Source organism: Mesorhizobium sophorae, from assembly GCF_002270415.1.
Classification (GTDB): Bacteria; Pseudomonadota; Alphaproteobacteria; order Rhizobiales; family Rhizobiaceae; genus Mesorhizobium; species Mesorhizobium sophorae.
This window is the reverse complement of the sequence record NZ_NNRI01000013.1, coordinates 151,869-169,322: the sequence shown is the minus strand read 5'-3', so window position 1 is coordinate 169,322 and position 17,454 is coordinate 151,869. Positions and strand designations below refer to the sequence as shown.

15 protein-coding genes are annotated in these 17,454 nt (G+C 63.3%); 3 read left to right on the top strand and 12 right to left on the bottom strand.

Translation table 11 applies throughout. From position 1 onward, the window contains the following. The first annotated feature begins 1 nt into the window (after position 1). Entirely contained in the window at positions 2–715 is a 714-nt protein-coding gene (locus CGZ66_RS20045; protein WP_167392183.1) for a glutathione S-transferase family protein, read from the top strand. Here the strand turns inward: CGZ66_RS20045 and CGZ66_RS20040 are convergent. Together CGZ66_RS20040 and CGZ66_RS20035 are read right to left on the bottom strand one after the other, a co-directional pair. Further along, positions 678–1,862, bottom strand: coding sequence for an FAD-dependent oxidoreductase (locus CGZ66_RS20040; RefSeq protein ID WP_245331174.1), 1,185 nt, complete (start codon positions 1,860–1,862; stop codon positions 678–680). The genes CGZ66_RS20045 and CGZ66_RS20040 overlap by 38 nt on opposite strands. Before the next feature lie 143 nt (positions 1,863–2,005). Further along, on the bottom strand, positions 2,006–2,416 hold the full coding sequence (locus tag CGZ66_RS20035) for a winged helix-turn-helix transcriptional regulator (RefSeq protein WP_095087161.1): 411 nt from the start codon (positions 2,414–2,416) through the stop codon (positions 2,006–2,008). 134 nt (positions 2,417–2,550) lie between these two features. On the opposite strand from CGZ66_RS20035, the gene CGZ66_RS20030 reads away from it, so the two are divergent. Next, complete coding sequence (locus tag CGZ66_RS20030; RefSeq protein WP_095087160.1) at positions 2,551–3,441, top strand: SDR family oxidoreductase; 891 nt, start codon at positions 2,551–2,553, stop codon at positions 3,439–3,441. A 43-nt stretch (positions 3,442–3,484) separates the two neighbouring features. Here the strand turns inward: CGZ66_RS20030 and CGZ66_RS20025 are convergent, their stop codons facing one another. The 4 genes from CGZ66_RS20025 to CGZ66_RS20010 form a co-directional block, all read right to left on the bottom strand. Continuing rightward, on the bottom strand, positions 3,485–4,525 hold the full coding sequence (locus CGZ66_RS20025) for an SDR family oxidoreductase (protein ID WP_095087159.1): 1,041 nt from the start codon (positions 4,523–4,525) through the stop codon (positions 3,485–3,487). A gap of 35 nt (positions 4,526–4,560) precedes the next feature. Then, positions 4,561–6,480: a potassium transporter Kup gene (locus CGZ66_RS20020; protein WP_095087158.1), complete on the bottom strand. Its 1,920-nt coding sequence runs from the start codon at positions 6,478–6,480 to the stop codon at positions 4,561–4,563. Between the two features lie 183 nt (positions 6,481–6,663). Then, on the bottom strand, positions 6,664–8,577 hold the full coding sequence (locus tag CGZ66_RS20015) for a potassium transporter Kup (RefSeq protein WP_095087157.1): 1,914 nt from the start codon (positions 8,575–8,577) through the stop codon (positions 6,664–6,666). A gap of 97 nt (positions 8,578–8,674) precedes the next feature. Continuing rightward, positions 8,675–9,415, bottom strand: coding sequence for a pyridoxine 5'-phosphate synthase (locus CGZ66_RS20010; protein WP_095087959.1), 741 nt, complete (start codon positions 9,413–9,415; stop codon positions 8,675–8,677). Positions 9,416–9,528: 113 nt separating this feature from the next. Here CGZ66_RS20010 and CGZ66_RS20005 point away from each other — a divergent pair, with 113 nt between their 5' ends. Beyond that, on the top strand, positions 9,529–9,945 hold the full coding sequence (locus tag CGZ66_RS20005; protein ID WP_095087156.1) for a SpoIIAA family protein: 417 nt from the start codon (positions 9,529–9,531) through the stop codon (positions 9,943–9,945). A 34-nt stretch (positions 9,946–9,979) separates the two neighbouring features. Here CGZ66_RS20005 and CGZ66_RS20000 read toward each other — a convergent pair whose 3' ends face one another. The 6 genes from CGZ66_RS20000 to CGZ66_RS19975 form a co-directional block, all read right to left on the bottom strand. Next, a complete protein-coding gene (locus CGZ66_RS20000) occupies positions 9,980–11,107 on the bottom strand; it encodes an ATP-dependent DNA helicase (protein ID WP_095087154.1) in 1,128 nt (375 codons plus the stop codon). A 166-nt stretch (positions 11,108–11,273) separates the two neighbouring features. After that, complete coding sequence (locus CGZ66_RS19995) at positions 11,274–11,639, bottom strand: nitrile hydratase accessory protein (protein WP_167392182.1); 366 nt, start codon at positions 11,637–11,639, stop codon at positions 11,274–11,276. Then, complete coding sequence (gene nthB / locus CGZ66_RS19990; RefSeq protein ID WP_095087153.1) at positions 11,626–12,285, bottom strand: nitrile hydratase subunit beta; 660 nt, start codon at positions 12,283–12,285, stop codon at positions 11,626–11,628. The genes CGZ66_RS19995 and nthB overlap by 14 nt, the downstream gene beginning before the upstream one ends. Next, the gene (gene nthA / locus CGZ66_RS19985) at positions 12,282–12,887 is read right to left on the bottom strand and encodes a nitrile hydratase subunit alpha (protein ID WP_095087152.1); all 606 of its coding nucleotides are present in this window, start codon (positions 12,885–12,887) and stop codon (positions 12,282–12,284) included. Before nthA ends, nthB begins: the two co-directional genes overlap by 4 nt. 73 nt (positions 12,888–12,960) lie before the next feature. Then, positions 12,961–16,122: an efflux RND transporter permease subunit gene (locus tag CGZ66_RS19980; protein ID WP_095087151.1), complete on the bottom strand. Its 3,162-nt coding sequence runs from the start codon at positions 16,120–16,122 to the stop codon at positions 12,961–12,963. Further along, positions 16,119–17,390, bottom strand: a complete 1,272-nt coding sequence (locus CGZ66_RS19975) for an efflux RND transporter periplasmic adaptor subunit (protein ID WP_095087955.1) — start codon at positions 17,388–17,390, stop codon at positions 16,119–16,121. The genes CGZ66_RS19980 and CGZ66_RS19975 overlap by 4 nt, the downstream gene beginning before the upstream one ends. Between the last annotated feature and the right edge of the window lie 64 nt (positions 17,391–17,454).

Genomic DNA, 17,454 nt, shown 5'->3' with positions numbered 1-17,454 from the left:
GATGACCGACAAGCTCATTCTCGTCAGCCATCCTCTCTGCCCCTATGTGCAGCGAGCGGCGATTTCACTGGCCGAAAAGGGCGTGCCGTTCGAGCGCGTCGATATCGACCTCGCCAACAAGCCGGCCTGGTTCAGAGCGAACTCGCCGCTCGGCAAGGTGCCGCTGCTGCGCGTGCAGCGAAATGGCGAGGAAACGGTGATCTTCGAATCCGCTGTCATTCTCGAATTCCTCGAAGAGACACAAGCCAATCCCCTCCACCCCGCCGACCCCTATGCCCGCGCCCGGCATCGTGCCTGGATCGAGTTCGGCTCGGCAATCCTCAACGCCATCGGCCGGTTCTATTCGGCCTCGACGGAGGCCGGCTTCCTCGCCGAAACCAGCGCGCTGTCGGCGATGTTCGATCGTCTCGAAGCCGAGCTGGCGGACACCGAACGGAACGGACCATGGTTCGCCGGCGAGCACTTCTCGCTTGTCGACGCCGTCCACGGCCCTGTTTTCAGATATCTCGACGTCTTCGACCGGATCGGCGATTTCGGCATTCTGGACGGCAAGCCGTTCGTCCGGGCCTGGCGCCAGGCGTTGAGTGAGCGCCCGTCGATCAGGCACGCCGTCGCGCCGGACTACCCGCAGCGCCTGTATGCCTTTCTGCAGGCGAAGAAGTCGCAACTCTCGACGATTATTCAGCGGAACGATCTGGCCATCGCGCTTCCTTGAGCCCGATACGCCTGAACGGATCGACCACCGTGCCGGCCACCATCGAGGCAAGGAACTGTGGCGCCGGCGGGATTCTTGCCACCGTCGCCACCAGCCTGTCGCGGATGAAGGGCAGCGCCATGGAGTCCGACTGGTAGAAGGGCGTGAACGCCAGCGACAGCGCCTGGAAGACACGCACGTGCCACCGCCGTGCCTTCGCATAGGCTTCAAGTGCCGCCTCGACGTTTGGCGTCCGCGCCAGCGCATGGCTGAGCGCCGCCGCGTCGAGCAGCGCCATGTTCGCCCCTTGCCCCAGTTGCGGACTGGTCGAATGCGCCGCGTCGCCGATGACGGCCAGCCCCCGGCCGGCCGGCCACCTCATCGTGTGGTGGCCGTAGCGCGCTAGCGAGAGCTGGTCGAAATCCTCGATCTGGCTGGTGTATGCCTCGCTCTCGGGCCACAGCCGAACCACCGTCTCCTTCCAGGCGTCGAGGCCCCTGGTGCGCACCTCATCGGCGTCCGCCGGCTTCAGGCTCCAGAAGAAGGCCGCCATGCTTTCGGCGCCCGGCCCCGGCCGGCCGATCGGGAGCACCCCGATCATCACGCTGGCCTTGTCGTAGCGCTGCAGCAGCGCGTGCTCGTCGAAACCTTCGTCGCGCCAGCGCAGCGAGGCCCAGAACGCACCGTAGGTGAGTGGGCGTGGCGCGCCTGCACTGCCTGCGCACTGCCGCAGCTTCGAGCGTGAGCCGCTGGCGTCGACGACGAAGTCGAACGGCCCTTCCCTGCGGCCGTTGCCACAAACCAGCGTTGCCCGTTCGCCGGTCTCCAGAGTCTCGATCTCGACACCTGTCTCGATGGCGATCGCTTCGCGCTGCACAGCACGAAAGAGCACGCCGAACAGAGCCGCCCGATGCACCGCCAGCCCGAAGCGGCGGCCGCGCTGAGCATCATAGCGGACGTCGAGAACAGTGCGGCCTGTCGAGGCATCCGCGCCATGCAAGCGGTCGATGCGGCTACCCAGCGCCAGTATCTCGTCCATCAGGCCGAGATCAACCAACACCGTCAGCCCGGTCGGCTGCAGGATCAGCCCGGAACCGACCGGCTTAGGCTCCTCGAAGCGCTCCAAGATGGTGACCTTGTGCCCGGTGCGCTTGAGATAGAGCGCCATGGCGAGCCCCGCCGGGCCGGCCCCGGCAATCGCGATATCGTAGGAAATGCCAATGCCCCCAAAGCCGAACTGGCCGGACAATCCTTCAGCGGGCGGACTAAATCAAGCCGCAGCCCTTGGCTTTGTCCGCTTCGCGGGCCGGCTCACCCTTGGGCGGCATCAAAACCGGCGCGTGCGTCGCGCACAGCGTCATGGTTGAGCTCGGCCCACAGGATCAGCTGGTGCAAGGCGCCGAACATCGACCGTCCAAGGTCGGTAAGGCTGTATTCAACGCTCGGCGGTTTGGTCGGGAACACTTCGCGATGCACATAGCCGTCGCGCTGCAGGTCGTAGAGCGTCTGGGTGAGCATGCGCTGTGAAATGTCGGGCACCAGCCGCCGCAGCTCGCCGAAGCGATAGGGCTGCTCGGCCAGTGCCGCCATCAACAGTGAGCTCCATTTGCCGTTCAGCCCCTGGATCACGTCGCGAACCGGGCAATCGGCGATGTTGCCGCCATCGCTCAAGGATTTGTAGATCTCGAGCTTGGATCTGAGATTGACGATGGTGCTGTCCACGGCTGGTTCCCTGGCTGTGCCTACCTCCCGAAAAACTGCCTTCTTTACGGCCACAGGTCAATTCCTATTTTAGTGCTGGTCTCTTTTTGAGACCGCCTTTAGTCCCTCCTCTCCGACCCATGCCAGGATCTCCAATGAGCAAAACCCTCCTCGTCACCGGCGCTTCAGGCCAACTCGGCCGCAGCGTCATCAACCACCTGCTGGACACATTCAACGTCCCTGCGGCGCAGATCATCGCCACCACGCGCACGCCGGCCAACCTTGCCGACCTGGCGGCGCGCGGCGTTGTCGTCAGGGCCGCCGACTTCAACGATCCGGCATCGCTTGCCAAGGCCTTCGCGGGCGCCAGCCGGGCGCTCATCATCTCGACCAACGAACTTGAGGTGCAGGGAAAGCGCCGCGAGCAGCAGCTCGCGGCCGTGACCGCGGCCAGCAAGGCCGGCGTCGTCCACCTGCTCTACACCTCGATGCCTAACCCCGAGCCGGGTTCACCGGTCCATTTCGCGCCCGACCACTACGACACCGAACAAGCGATCAAGGCGAGAGGCATTGCCTATACGATCTTCCGCAATGGCTGGTATGACGAGAACCTGTTCATGGCAACGCCGCAAATCCTGGCATCGGGCCAATGGTACACGTCGGCGGGCGATGGCCGCATTTCCTATGGCGCGCGCGACGATCTCGCGGCGGCGATCGCCGCGGGGCTCGCCTCCGGCACCAACGAGAGCGCGACCTACACGCTGACAGGACCCCAGGCCTATACGACCGCCGAGGTCGCGGCCCTCGTCACCGAAGTCACCGGCAAGCCCATCCAGGTCGTGCAGCTTTCCGACGACGCCCTGACCGAGGGCATGAAGGCAGCCGGCCTGCCTGAGCCCTTCGCCAAGCTTCTGGTGTCCTTCGACGCCACCACGCGGGGCGGCGGTCTTGGCATGGTGACGGACGCCGTGGAAAAGCTCTCCGGCCGCAAGTCGGTGTCGCTGAAGCAGTTCCTCGAGACCAACAAGGCTGCCTTGGCGGGCTGACGGTCGGTGAGTGGTCCCGGAAGCCGAACCCCGGCTTCCGGCGCTACTTCGCCTTTTTGAGCAGACCGAGCCGGATGAGGCTTTCGCCGGTAGCGACCAGCGCGTCCTCGCGTGATCGCGGCGCCCAGCTTAGCAGGCGCACGGCCCTCGCTTTGGTTGCATTCTTGACCTTTCCCAGTTCCGGCACCAACTGTGCGACTTCCGGGTTGAACAGGCCCACGATGCGCACCAGCCAATCGGGTAGTTCCCGCGTCGAGACGCGCGCCCCGGCATCGCCCAGTCGCGTTTTCAAAGTCTGCGCGATCTCCCGCACGGTCATGAAATCGCCGGCAACCGCCAGGAACCGTTTGCCCCTGGCGGCAGGATTGGTCATGGCACGCACATGCAGGTCCGCCACGTCGCGCACGTCGACAACGCCGAAAGACAGGCGCGGCAGCCCCGGCATGGCACCGTTCAGCATACGCTGGACAAATTCTGTGGAGGTCGAATGGTCCGGGCCGAGCACCGGCCCGAAGATACCGACCGGATTGACGACCGCGAGTTCCAGTTTGCCACCCTCCGCGGCAATGAAATCCCAGGCGGCGCGTTCGGCGAGCGTCTTCGATTTCACATAGGCGCTGACCTTGGCCGTCGGATCGGTCCAGCTCTCCTCGGTGAACGGCTGCCCGCCGGGCGGCAGCTTGCCATAACCGATTGCCGCGAAGGACGAGGTCAGCACGACGCGCTTCACGTTCGCATCCCGCGCCGCGCGCAACACCCTGAACGCACCCTCACGGGCCGGGATGATCAGGTCGTCTTCATGTTTCGGCACGCCGGGCGGAAATGGCGAGGCGACATGAAGCACATAGTCGCAACCGGCCACCGCATCCGGCCAGCCCGCATCGGCCATCAGATCGGCGACGGCAAACGAGAGCGCCGCTCCAGGCTCGGAGCCGCCGGCCTTGAGCATGGCCAGAACATCGGCTTCGCGTTTGGCCGAGCGCACGGTCGTGCGCACGCGGTAGCCGGCGTTCAGCAGTTCGAGAATACAATGCGCGCCGAGGAAGCCGGAGCCACCGGTAACAAGCACCAATTCGCCGCTCATTCCCGTCTCCTCAACCGTTCATCGGCAAGGGCTCGTCAGATCGCTACCTGCGTACCAATCTCTACCACACGGCCGGTCGGGATCTGGAAATATTCGGTCGCGTCGGCCGCCGTGCGCGCCAGGCCGATGAACAACCGATCCTGCCACACCGGCATGCCGGAATTGGGCGAGGCCTTGAGCGAACGTCGCGACAGGAAGAACGAGGTCGTCATGATGTCGAACTTCCAGCCCTGCTTGCGGCAGATCGCCAGCGCGCGCGGGATGTTGGGCTGCTCCATGTAGCCGAAGGTCAGCGTCACCCGCATGAACAGCTCGTTGACCGTCTCCATCTTGACCCGCTCGCTGTCGGGCACCACCGGCTGCGGCGCGGTCACCACCGAAAGGATGACGTTCTGCTCATGCAGCACCTTGTAGTGTTTCAGGCTGTGCATCAGTGCCGTTGGCGCGCTCAAGGGATCGCTGGTCAGGAACACGGCGGTGCCGGACACCAGCTGCGGCTTCTTCTTCAGCAGATTGCCGGCGAGGAAATCGAGCGGGATCTCGTTGCGCCGCGTCTTGTCGAACAGATAGCGGCTGCCGCGCACCCAGGTCCACATGCCCAGCACGATGGTGAAGGCCACAGCCAGCGATGCCCAGCCGCCCTCGAACACCTTGACGATGTTGGAGGCAAAGAAGCCGATGTCGATAAAGGCAAACAGCGCCGTCAGCGAGACGGCCAGCCACAGCTGCCATTTCCAGATACGCGTCATGACGACATAGAGCAGCACCGTCGTCACCAGCATGTTGCCAGTCACCGAAATACCATAGGCCGACGCCAGCTTGCTGGACTCGCCGAAGCCGACGACCAGCATCATCACCACCAGCGCCAGCAAGAGATTGACGCGCGGCATGTAGATCTGGCCGGACTGTTTTTCAGATGTGTGCAGGATTTCCAGACGCGGCAGCATGTTGAGCTGCACGGCCTGCCTGGTCAGCGAGAAGGCGCCCGAAATCACCGCCTGGCTGGCGATCACGGTCGCAGCAGTCGCCAGCACGACCATCGGGATCAGCGTCCAGCCCTCGTTCATCTCGAAGAACGGATGGCCGACCACGCCGTTCTTTGCCAGCACGAAGGCGCCTTGCCCGGCATAATTGAGCAGTAGGCAGGGAAACACGATCGCCAGCCAGGCGAGCACGATCGGCTTGCGGCCGAAATGGCCCAGATCGGCATAGAGCGCTTCGGCGCCGGTGACGGCGAGGAAGATGGCGCCGATGGTAACGAAGGCGACGTCGGGCGAATTGATCAGAAAGGCAACGATGTAGTGTGGGCTCACCGCCCACAGGATTTCCGGATCGGCGATGATGTGGTTGAGACCGGAAAGGCCAATGGCCAGGAACCATACTGCGGTCACCGGGCCGAACACCAATCCCACCCCGCCCGTGCCAAAGCGCTGTACGGCGAACACCATGGCAAGAATGACCAGAGTTAGCGGCACCACATAAGGCTGGAAGGCAGGCGTGACGACATTCATGCCCTCGACGGCCGACAGCACCGAGATTGCCGGCGTGATGACGGCGTCACCGAAGAAAAGCGATGCCCCGACGATGCCGATGCCAAGTATCAGCGCCGAACGCTTGGGGAAACTGCCGCGCGCCAGCGCCATCAGCGACAGCACGCCGCCCTCGCCGCGGTTGTCGGCGCGCAGCACAAACATGATGTATTTGATGGTGACGATGATCGTCAGCGACCAGATGATCAGCGACAGAACGCCAAGAATATCGCCGCGATCCGCCACGCTACCGCGCGACGATGCCACCAGCGCCTCGCGGAACGCATAGATCGGGCTGGTGCCGATATCCCCATAGACGACGCCAAGCGCGCCCAGCATCAACACTTTGGTGCTGTGCTGTTCGATTTCGGGATGGCTCGATTGTTCGACGGGTTCTGCCTCACTACCAGCATTGGCAAGGGCCATGGACGACACTCCGATAAGTGCGCGGTCATCTACGCTTGCTGCGATGCAATATCAAGTGCCGTCGCGTGATGGCTCCCATGCCGGCAACGCTCGGCTGCTCGGGAGATCATCGGTCCACGCGAGATTCGCGGGCTCGATCTGCAGGCATGGTCGCACCAGCAGGACCGGCAGCATATGCGTCCGTCAGATCGCTACCTGCGTACCAATCTCTACCACACGGCCGGTCGGGATCTGGAAATATTCGGTCGCGTCGGCCGCCGTGCGCGCCAGGCCGATGAACAACCGATCCTGCCACACCGGCATGCCGGAATTGGGCGAGGCCTTGAGCGAACGTCGCGACAGGAAGAACGAGGTCGTCATGATGTCGAACTTCCAGCCCTGCTTGCGGCAGATCGCCAGCGCGCGCGGGATGTTGGGCTGCTCCATGTAGCCGAAGGTCAGCGTCACCCGCATGAACAGCTCGTTGACCGTCTCCATCTTGACCCGCTCGCTGTCGGGCACCACCGGCTGCGGCGCGGTCACCACCGAAAGGATGACGTTCTGCTCATGCAGCACCTTGTAGTGTTTCAGGCTGTGCATCAGTGCCGTTGGCGCGCTCAAGGGATCGCTGGTCAGGAACACGGCGGTGCCGGACACCAGCTGCGGCTTCTTCTTCAGCAGATTGCCGGCGAGGAAATCGAGCGGGATCTCGTTGCGCCGGGTCTTGTCGAACAGATAGCGGGTGCCGCGAATCCATGTCGACATGATCAGCCCCATCATGCAGGCGACAGTAATTGATACCCATCCGCCTTCGAATATCTTGACGACGTTTGCCAAGAAGAAACCACTGTCGATAATGCCAAACAGCAGGGCCAGAGCCAAGGCAAGCGCCAGCTTCCATTTCCACAGCTTGCGCATCACCACGAACAGCAGAATGGTCGTCATCAGCATTTCGCCGGTCACCGAAATTCCGTAAGCGGAGGCCAGCGCACTCGAGCTGCCGAAACCAACCACCAGCAGCATCACCCCGATCGCGATGAGCAGGTTGACGCGGGGCATGTAAATCTGCCCGAGCTGCATTTCAGAGGTATGCTGCACCTCGATGCGCGGCAGAAGGTTGAGCTGCACGGCCTGACGGGTCAGTGAAAAAGCGCCCGAGATGACCGCCTGGCTGGCGATAACGGTCGCGGCCGTTGCCATGCCCACCATCGGCATCAGTGCCCAGTCAGGCAGCATCTGAAAGAATGGATTGGTCGGCCTGCCACCATTGGCCAGGACAAAAGCGCCTTGCCCGAAATAGTTGAGCAGCAGGCACGGGAAAACCACGGAAAACCAGGCCATCACGATTGGCTTGCGCCCGAAATGGCCGAGATCGACATAGAGCGCCTCGGCCCCGGTCACGGCCAGGAACACGGCACCGACGGTGACAAAGGCGGCGGTCGGAGTACCGGCGAGATAATAGACGGCGTAGTAGGGATTGATCGCCATCAGGACCGATGGATCGTCCGTCAGGTGATAGAGCCCTGCAATGCCGATGGCCAGGAACCAAAGCGCTGTCACCGGCCCGAACACCGCCGCGACCTTTCCGGTGCCGAAGCGTTGCACCGAAAACAGAAGGGCCAGGATGACCAACGTGATGGGCACGACATAGGCATCCAGTGTCGGGGTCACCACCTCCAGGCCTTCGACCGCCGACAGCACGGAGATGGCCGGTGTGATGATAGCGTCGCCAAAGAACAGCGCCGCACCGCAAAGCCCGATCCCGAGAATTAGTCGGGCGCCTTTCGGATAGGCGCTTCGTGCAAGCGCCATCAGGGATAGCGTACCGCCCTCGCCCTTGTTGTCCGCACGAAGCACGAAGGCGACATACTTTATGGTGACGATGATCGTCAGCGCCCAGACAATCAGCGACAGAACGCCCAGCACATCGCTACGCGTATCGGTGCCGGGAGAAGCATGGAGCGCTTCTCGGAAGGCGTAGATGGGGCTGGTGCCGATATCGCCATAGACGACACCGAGCGCGCCCAGCATCAGAACCTTGGTGCTGTGCTTTTCGACGTCGGAATGGCTCGATTGTTCGACGGTTCCAGCCTCGCTACCGCTACTGGCAAGGGCCATCGACCACTCTCCGACAAGCGCGCGGCGCTCTATGCATGCTGCGATACGATATCAATTGCACGCGATGGCTGCCATACTTTCAAGACGCGGCTCTACCCTACCACCCGCAGGCCTTCAGGAACCGCCCCACCGTGCCGGCCATGCCATACTCCAACGCGTCGGCTGTCAATCCATGTCCGATCGACACTTCGGCTAATGCCGGAATGCGCTTTGCCAGTGCCGGAAGGTTGCTGACCACCAGATCGTGCCCGGCATTGACCTGAAGACCGGCGGCAAGCGCGGCATCAGCGGTTTTTCCCAGTCTTTCCAATTCCTTGGCTGCTCCGGCGGGATCGGAATGATAACTGCCATAAGGGCCTGTATAAAGCTCTATGCGGTCGGCGCCGGTGTCACGCGCGGCCGTCACGCCCGCAGGGTCGGGGTCAGAAAACACCGACACACGAAAGCCGCCCTTCTTCAGACGCCTGACGATCGGAGTAAGGAACGCGGCCTCGGCGGCAAAGTTCCAGCCATGGTCCGACGTCGCCTGCGCCGGATCGTCCGGCACCAGCGTCACCTGTTCGGGCTGATGCTTTTCCACAAGCACCAGGAAATCCTCGGTCGGATAGCCCTCGATGTTGAATTCCGCGCGCGGAAATTCGTCGTCGATCAGGGACCGTATCTCAGGCAGATCCGAGTGTCTCGTGTGCCGCTCGTCGGGGCGCGGATGCACCGTCAGCCCATGCGCCCCGGCTGCGAGCGCAATGCGGCCGAGGCCCGTCACGCTCGGCCACGGCAGGTCACGCCGGTTGCGCAGCATGGCGACGGCATTGAGATTGACGGAGAGTTTTGCGGGCATGGAAGCGGCCTCGGAGATCATTCGACGCGCCACCTATAATGCCTTTGGCGGGAACAGACAGCGGGTTTCGAGTGTTCCAAGCGTGATGAAGTGAGTCCGCGAAAGGAAGCACCATGAATTTTCTCGATGCCGTACCGGCTATCCGTCGTCTCGAGACCACCCGTGACGATCTTCTCGCCCTCGATGTCGTCGGCCACGTCTCCGCCGCCGATGGCGAAAACCTTTTCGGTTTGATGGAGGCAGCCTATGCCCTTCACCCACATATCGACGTGCTGGTGCGCCTTGTCGATCACGATGGCGTCGACTGGGCCAATATTGCCGAAGAGACCCTGACGCAGGGCACCGCCCATGCAATGCAACATGTCGGCCGTTGCGCGACGATCGGCGAGCCGGACTGGACCGCCGACGCGCGACATGTCCTGCGGGATGCGCCGTCAATCGAATTCAAGCATTTCGAGACCGAGGACGAAGCCTCGGCCTGGCAATGGCTTGGAGCCCGGCCGACCGAAGAGCAACAGGGTCGCGGCTGAAACACGACAGCCCCGCAGGGCCGGCGAATGCCTGCTACCTGACGATCGTCAGCCGCTCGGCCGCGCGCGTGATGGCGGTGTAGAGCCAGCGCTGGCGGGTTTCCTTGAAGGCCCAGCTTTCATCGAACAGCACGATCTCGTTCCATTGCGAGCCCTGCGCCTTGTGCACGGTCAGCGCGTAACCATAGTCGAAATCGTCGAAGCGCTTCTTCTGCTGCCAGGGGATGTCGGCATCCGGATCCTCGAAGGCTGCCTTGAGCAGCTTGATCTTGGCGACGCCGCGATCCGGATCGTCCTCTTCCGGCGACACCAGAAGGTTGATGCCGGGCTTCACTGTCTCGCGCGACGAGGTCATCACCTTCCACAGCGAACCGTTGAGCAGGCCTTTGGCCGGATCGTTGCGCAGGCAAACGAGCTTGTCGCCGGCCTGCGGATAGTCGGCATTGAAGCCTTTGAGTTCGCGCAGCCGCTGATTGTAGCGTCGCCGCGTGCGGTTGGTGCCGACCAGCACCTGGTCGGCCTTCAGCACCAGCTCCTGGGTGACGTCTTCCTTGCCGATCACCTGGGCCGTGCCATAGTCGCCACGCATGAACTCGCGGCCCTCGCGAACATCGAGCGCCAGCCGCAGGATCGGATTGTCGCGCGCCTGCCGGTGGATTTCGGTGAGCAGGAAATCCGGCTCGTGGTCGGTGAAGACGCCGCCGCCCGAAATCGGCGGCAGCTGGCCGGGGTCGCCGAGCACCAGAATCGGCGTACCGAAGCTCATCAGGTCGCGGCCAAGCTGTTCGTCGACCATCGAACATTCGTCGATGACGACCAGTTTCGCCCGCGAGATCGGGCTCTGCCGGTTGAGCGAAAAGGTCGGTGACATCGAGGTCTTGCCGGTGACCTCGTCCGATACCGATTCCTCGCCCTTCGGCCGATAGATCAGCGAATGGATGGTGCGGGCGTTGATCGCGCCCTTGGAGCGCAGCACTTGCGCCGCCTTGCCGGTGAAGGCGGCGAACTGGACCTGGCCGTCGACATGCTCGGCGAAATAGCGTGCCAGCGTCGTCTTGCCGGTGCCGGCATAGCCGAACAGCCGGAACAGCTGCGGCTTTCCGGTCTTGAGCCAGCGGGCAACCGCTTGCAGCGCCTCGTCCTGTTGGGGAGAGAATTCCATCAGCGCGAGAGACCGGATTCGCAAGGGAAAGACAAGATAGCCGCCACCACCATCGACGTGTCGTGGCGCTTCAGTGCCGCGGACGGGTCAGGCTATCAGGCGCAAACAAGAACGTAAAGAGAACAGACGTGGCGCGCCACGATTATGGTCGGGCTGCAGCCACGACCTATCGGATCGGCCTGGGGTCGTTCTCCAGCAGGATCGGCTTGCCATGCGGAGTGGCGTGCGCGGCGCGCTCCCAGGCTTCAGCCATGGCATCGACATCCGCCCTGGCGGTCAGCCCTTTCGAAACAAGCAAGCTTTCCAGCGCCACCAGCCAATGTTCGTAATAGTCATGGCCATCAGCCGCGGCACCTGGCCCCTTCACCTGCGACGACAGTGCCTGCGCCCATTCGCCCCACGAAAACAGGCCCTTGTCATGCAGCGCAACCGTCATGGCAAATGCTTCGGCCTGCCATGGCTCGGCAAAGACCGGGGCATCGACGCTAAGCGGCAAATCGGCGGCGTGATCGTTTGCCTCACGCCGGCTCAAGATAACTCTCCCAGGCATCGATCGACACGCTCAGCGTCGGGTCGGCGCCCTCGCCCCAGATTTCCGACCCTTCGAAAACCACCGTGTAGACCCATTGCGGGTTTTCGCCCTCGCCATGCGCGTTGCTGTCTGGAAACACAAAGCCGTCGCGCACCGCCTCGATCGTTCCATGCTTGCCGCGTGCATAGCGCGGCAGCCGCGTATGGCCGGTCGGGTTGAAGTTCTTGGTCCGCACGGGATCGCCGGCCTTGAACCGCGCCGGTTGCGCCACCGGCCGGTCGCAAGGACCGCCGTCGGCCAGCACCGCGGGCACGTTTTCGGCCTTCAGCACCCGTTTCGGCGCCGCCGCCGGATCGACTGCGGTGCCTGCCTTAAAATCGCGCTCGCTGACGAACCCATGGCGCTTGAGCAGCACTTCCAGCGCCTTGATCCAGATCTCGTAGTAGCTGGAGGCATAGTAATCGGCGGGATGCAGCGATTCCCGCGCATGCCGGCTCTCGTCGATGTTCCACGCGCCCATCGCGCCTGCGCATAAGGTCACGCCCAGCGCCCGCCTTTCCCAGGCGGCATGGAAATACGGCTCGTCAATTTCCGGCGCGACCGGACCGAAGCCCATCTGCCCGCCAAGGTCCTGCGGCCCGTTCATGCCGGCTGCCTCGCCAAAGCGGTGCCGATCATCGCGTCGCGGCTCACCAGATCGGCCAGCCGCTCCTCGCTCCAGCCCTCGGTGCCGTCGGGACGCATCGGCACGACGAGATAGCGCAGCTCGGCGGTGGAATCCCAGACGCGGATCTTTTTGTCGGCCGGCAGCGTCAGCCCGAACTCCTCCAGCACGCCGCGCGGATCGATGACCGCGCGCGAGCGGTAGGGCGGCGCCTTGTACCAGACCGGCGGCAGGCCAAGCACAGACCACGGATAGCAAGAGCACAGCGTGCAGACGACGAGATTGTGCGTGTCCTCGGTGTTGAAGACCGCCTGCATATGCTCGCCTTGGCGGCCCGTGTAGCTGAGCGATTCGATCGCTGCCGTCGCATCGCGCCTCAGCCAGTCGGCATAGGCAGGATCGCTCCAGGCCTTCGCCACCACCTTGGCGCCATTGCGCGGGCCGATCCTGGTCTCGTAGGTGTCGACGATGACATCGATCGCGGCCGGATCGATCAGCCCCTTGCGGGTGAGGATCGTCTCCAGCGCACGTACCCGCGCGGCAAAGGGATCGAGCTCGTTGTCGTGGTCGTGATTGTGTGACATGACCGCAAATTACGTTTCCGGTGATGCCACCGCAAGCGCAACGCCTTGGGCCAGATCCTGGCGACCTTGAATTCTATTCGGCGGCCGTCTTCTGCGGTTCGAGCTGCTGCTCCTCGTTGACATCGAACAGAGAGGGCTGCCTCACAGGTTCCTTCGGGATCTCTTCAGCCTTGCGCTTCGGCATCAGCCCGACCAGCCAGCCCGAGAAATTCTCCATGTAGACATAGATCACCGGCGTCACGAACAAGGTCAGCGCCTGCGAAGCAAGCAGGCCGCCGACAACGGCAACGCCCAGCGGTTGGCGCAGCTCGGCGCTGGCGCCGGTGCCGAGCGCGATCGGAAACGTGCCCATCAGTGCGGCCAGCGTCGTCATCATGATCGGCCTGAAACGCATGAGGCAGGCCTTGTGGATGGACTCGGTGGCCGACAAGCCATCTCGTCGCAATTCCAGCGCCACGTCGACCATCATGATGCCGTTCTTCTTGACGATGCCGATCAGCATCAAAATGCCGATCACCGCGATCACCGATAGATCCATGCCAGCAAAGCGCAGCGCAACGACGGCGCCAAGCACCGCAGATGGCAGGCCGGTGAGAATGGTGAGCGGGTGAATGAAGCTTTCGTAGAGGATGCCAAGCACGATGTAGATGGTCAGGATGGCGCCACCGATCAGCAGGCCCTGGTTGGCCAGCGAATCCTGGAAGGTCTTGGCCGTGCCGGCAAAGGTCGTCGAGATCGCCGTCGGCATGCCGATCTGCTCCTTGAGCGCGTTGATGCGGGTCACGCTGTCGCCGAGCGCCACGCCTTGCGGCAGATTGTAGGAGATGGTCACAGCGGGCAGCTGGCCAAGCTGGTTGACCGTCAAGGCGCCGGCCGTGCGATCGACCTGGGCAAAGGCGCCAAGCGGCACCAGGCTGCCGCTCGCCGTCCTCATCTGGATGGCCAGCATCCGCTCGGGCGACCATTCGATGTTGGGATCGAGCTCGGTGATGACTTCGTAGCTGTCGGCCGAACCGAAGATTGTCGAAACCTGGTCGGTGCCGAACCCGCCATAGAGAGCGGAGCGCAGCGTGTCGGTATCTATGCCGAGTTGGGCGGCCTTATCGCGATCCACCACCAGCGTCGCCTGCAGGGCATTGTTCTGCAGGTCGCTGGTGACATCGGCGAAGGTCGCATGGTCGGCCGCCATCGCGTCGTTCATCTTCTGCGCCCAGATATCGGTCTGGCCGGTATCCAGACCCTGAACCACGAGCTGATAGGCGCTGGCCGACGACCGCGAACCCAGCCTCAGGTTCTGCACCGGTTGCATGTAGGTCTCGATACCCGCCACGCCGGCCAGTTGTCGCCTTAGATCCGAAAGGACCTTCTCGATATCGGGACGCTGGTCCTTCCCCTTGAGCTGGACGAACAGCTGCCCCTGGTTGAGCGCATTGTTGCCGCTGCCCGCCGACCACGCCACATGGTCGACATAAGGCGAATGCGAGAAGACGTTGGCCACCTGCCCTTGCAGCTTGGCCATGGCGTCAAACGAGATGTCCTGGCGCGCGATGGTCGTCACCGATATCTGGCCGATATCCTCCTGCGGGAAGAAGCCCTTCGGCGAGACCTGGATCAGCCATACCGACGCTGCCGCGGTTCCGATGAAGACCAGGAACACCAGGAAGGTGTGCCGCAGGCAGAAGCTCAAGATCCGGTCGTAGCCGCGTGTGATGAAGTCCTGCTTGTGACCGGGGCCATGCTTGTCGCGATCGGCCTTCGTAACCGACAGCAGCCGCGAGCACAGCATCGGCGTCAGCGTCAGCGACACGAACATCGAGGCCAGGATGGCGACTGTCACCACGACGGCGAACTCGTTGAAGATGCGCCCGATCACGCCGCCCATCAGAAGCACGGGGATGAACACGGCCACCAGCGAAATCGAGATCGAGATGATGGTGAAGCCGATTTCGCGCGCGCCCTTCAGCGACGCATCGAAGGCCGACAACCCATCCTCCTCCATATGGCGGAAGATGTTTTCCAGCATCACAATGGCATCGTCGACGACAAGGCCCACCGCAAGCGTCAGGCCCATCAGCGATATGTTGTCGATGGAAAAGCCGAACAGGAACATCGCGCCAAGCGTGGCGATCAGCGAGATCGGCACCGCCACGGCCGGGATGATGGTCGCCGTTACCCGGCGCAGGAACACGAAGATCACCATGACCACCAGCGCGATGGTCAACAGCAGCGTGAACTGCACGTCATCGACGGCCTGGCGGATGGAGGTCGAACGGTCGTTGAGCAGCTTGATCGAGGCGGCGGCCGGCATCTGGTCCTGGAAGGACGGCAACATCGCCTTGACCTTGTCGACGACGTCGACGGTGTTGGCGTCGGGCTGGCGCTGCACGGCCATGATGATCGCGCGGGTACCATCGTACCAACTTGCGGTGGTGGTCGTCTGCACCGAATCGACGACGCGGGTCACCTCGCCCAGCCGTACCGGGTGACCATTCTTGGTGGCGATGATGAGGTTGGAGAAGCCGGCAGCGTCGGTCAGTTGCGTGTTGGCCGTGATGGTCAGCTGCTGCTTGTCGTTCTGCAGCACGCCGAGCGGCGTGTTGCTGTTTGCAGACGCGATCGCAGTTTGCAGCTGGTCAATCGAGATGCCGCGCGCGGCGAGCGCGGTCGGGTCGATCTGGATACGCACCGCGTATTTCTGCTGGCCGAAGATCGAGACTTGCGCCACCCCATCGATCGTCGACAGCGACGGCGAGATGACGTTTTCCGCGAAAGCATCGAGGTCGGTCAGCGGAACCGTGTCGCTGACCAGCGACATCAGCAGGATCGGCGCATCGGCCGGATTGACCTTGCGATAGCTCGGCGGCGCCGTCATCTGCGGCGGCAATGATTTCTGCGTACGCGCGATCGCAGCCTGCACGTCGGCCGCGGCCGCGTCGATGTCGCGGTTGAGCACGAACTGGATGGCGATCGAGGTCGAACCGAGCGAGTTGGTGGTCGATATCGAATCGATACCGGCGATGGTGGCGAATTGCTTGATCAGTGGCGTCGCCACCGACGTGGCCATAGTTTCCGGCGAGGCGCCGGGCAACTGCGCCGAGACGTTGACCACCGGGAATTCGGCGCTGGGCAGCGCCGCCACCGGCAGGAACTTGTAGGCGAACAGTCCGCCCAGCACGAGGGCGAACGACATCAGGAGGGTGGCGACTGGCCTGCGAATACAGAATTCGGAGATCATTGGGCCGCCTCGCCGGCCTTGTCGGCTTGCGCGACCTTGGGAGCGGCTTGACCGCCGCCACCAGTCGCGGCCTTGCCTTCATGCACGGCGGCGCCGTCCTTCAGCCTTGTCTGGCCTTCGGTGACTACCTTTTCACCGCTTTTCACCCCTTGGCTGATGGCGCTGTTCTCACCTTCGGTCAGAGCCACCTCCACCGGCCGCATCTCGACCGTGTTGTCCGGTTTGACCACATAGACGAACGGCCCTTTTTGGCTGGGCTGCACCGCTACCGTTGGAACCGATGTCATCTTCGGCATGATGCCGGCGTCGAGCACGACATTCACGTACTGGCCCGGCCACAACGACAGATCGGCATTCGGCACGCTTGCCCGCGTCGCAATCGTGCCGGAAGCGGTGTCGACGCTGGAGTCGACGAAATCGAGCGTCCCCTTGCCGATCGGCGTCGGGTCGCCGTCCTTGGTCAGCGTCACGGCACCCTGCTGCGGCGCAGCAAGCGCCTTATGCAGAAGCGCCAGGTTACTTTCCGGCAGATTGAAGTTCACCTGCAGCGGGTCCATCTGGGTGATGGTCACCAGCGGGGTCGCCGTGCTGCTGTTGTTGCCATTGCTGGTGGTGACCAGGTCGCCGACCGCGACATTGACGGCGCCAAGCCGGCCGGAAATCGGCGCAGTGATCGTGGCAAAGCCAAGCTGGACGTTGTCGGCGTCGATCGTCGCCTTGTCGGCATCGACGGTTGCTACCGCCGCCTTTTGCGCCGCAACCGCCTGATCGTAGGTCTGTTGCGTACCGGCCTGCTTGGCGACCAGGTCCTTGGCGCGCTGGAGGTCCGAATTCGAGCTGGCTAGCATCGCCTGGTCCTTGGCGAGCGCCGCCTGGTCCTTGGCCAGTTGCGCCCTCAGCGCGCGATCATCCAGTGAAAACAGAACGTCGCCGGTCTTCACCATCTGCCCGTCCTTGACGTCGATCGATACGATCTGGCTGGACACCCGTGCATTGATGCTGACGACGGCCGGAGACGAGACGAAACCGATCGCATAGCGCCGGATCGGGAAATCGGCCGTCGAAGCAACGGCCGAGAGGATGGAGGCGGAGCGCGCCGCGGTGGCGCCCTTCTTGTCCGAAGCCGCGGCCGGTTGGTCCGCCGCGGCCACCTGCTTTGCGCCGATGATCTGTTCAACCTTGCCCAGCGTGTTCGGCGAAAGATAGAGCCAGCCCGCCGCGCCGAGGCAAGCGACGGCAAGCAACGAAAGAACGACTTTTCCACGCATGGTCAAAAGGCCCTCTCCATCCGACACGCGATGGGCCGATGGTTCGCATTCTAGCGCAAATCAC

What these genes read in the sequence shown, in the direction of transcription:
- CGZ66_RS20045 (WP_167392183.1), top strand. Translation starts at nt 2, where the DNA reads ATGACCGACAAGCTCATTCTCGTCAGCCATCCTCTCTGCCCCTATGTG.
- CGZ66_RS20040 (WP_245331174.1), bottom strand. Translation starts at nt 1,862, where the DNA reads ATGGCGCTCTATCTCAAGCGCACCGGGCACAAGGTCACCATCTTGGAG.
- CGZ66_RS20030 (WP_095087160.1), top strand. Translation starts at nt 2,551, where the DNA reads ATGAGCAAAACCCTCCTCGTCACCGGCGCTTCAGGCCAACTCGGCCGC.
- CGZ66_RS20025 (WP_095087159.1), bottom strand. Translation starts at nt 4,525, where the DNA reads ATGAGCGGCGAATTGGTGCTTGTTACCGGTGGCTCCGGCTTCCTCGGC.
- CGZ66_RS20020 (WP_095087158.1), bottom strand. Translation starts at nt 6,480, where the DNA reads ATGGCCCTTGCCAATGCTGGTAGTGAGGCAGAACCCGTCGAACAATCG.
- CGZ66_RS20015 (WP_095087157.1), bottom strand. Translation starts at nt 8,577, where the DNA reads ATGGCCCTTGCCAGTAGCGGTAGCGAGGCTGGAACCGTCGAACAATCG.
- CGZ66_RS20010 (WP_095087959.1), bottom strand. Translation starts at nt 9,415, where the DNA reads ATGCCCGCAAAACTCTCCGTCAATCTCAATGCCGTCGCCATGCTGCGC.
- CGZ66_RS20005 (WP_095087156.1), top strand. Translation starts at nt 9,529, where the DNA reads ATGAATTTTCTCGATGCCGTACCGGCTATCCGTCGTCTCGAGACCACC.
- CGZ66_RS20000 (WP_095087154.1), bottom strand. Translation starts at nt 11,107, where the DNA reads ATGGAATTCTCTCCCCAACAGGACGAGGCGCTGCAAGCGGTTGCCCGC.
- nthB (WP_095087153.1), bottom strand. Translation starts at nt 12,285, where the DNA reads ATGAACGGGCCGCAGGACCTTGGCGGGCAGATGGGCTTCGGTCCGGTC.
- nthA (WP_095087152.1), bottom strand. Translation starts at nt 12,887, where the DNA reads ATGTCACACAATCACGACCACGACAACGAGCTCGATCCCTTTGCCGCG.
- CGZ66_RS19980 (WP_095087151.1), bottom strand. Translation starts at nt 16,122, where the DNA reads ATGATCTCCGAATTCTGTATTCGCAGGCCAGTCGCCACCCTCCTGATG.
- CGZ66_RS19975 (WP_095087955.1), bottom strand. Translation starts at nt 17,390, where the DNA reads ATGCGTGGAAAAGTCGTTCTTTCGTTGCTTGCCGTCGCTTGCCTCGGC.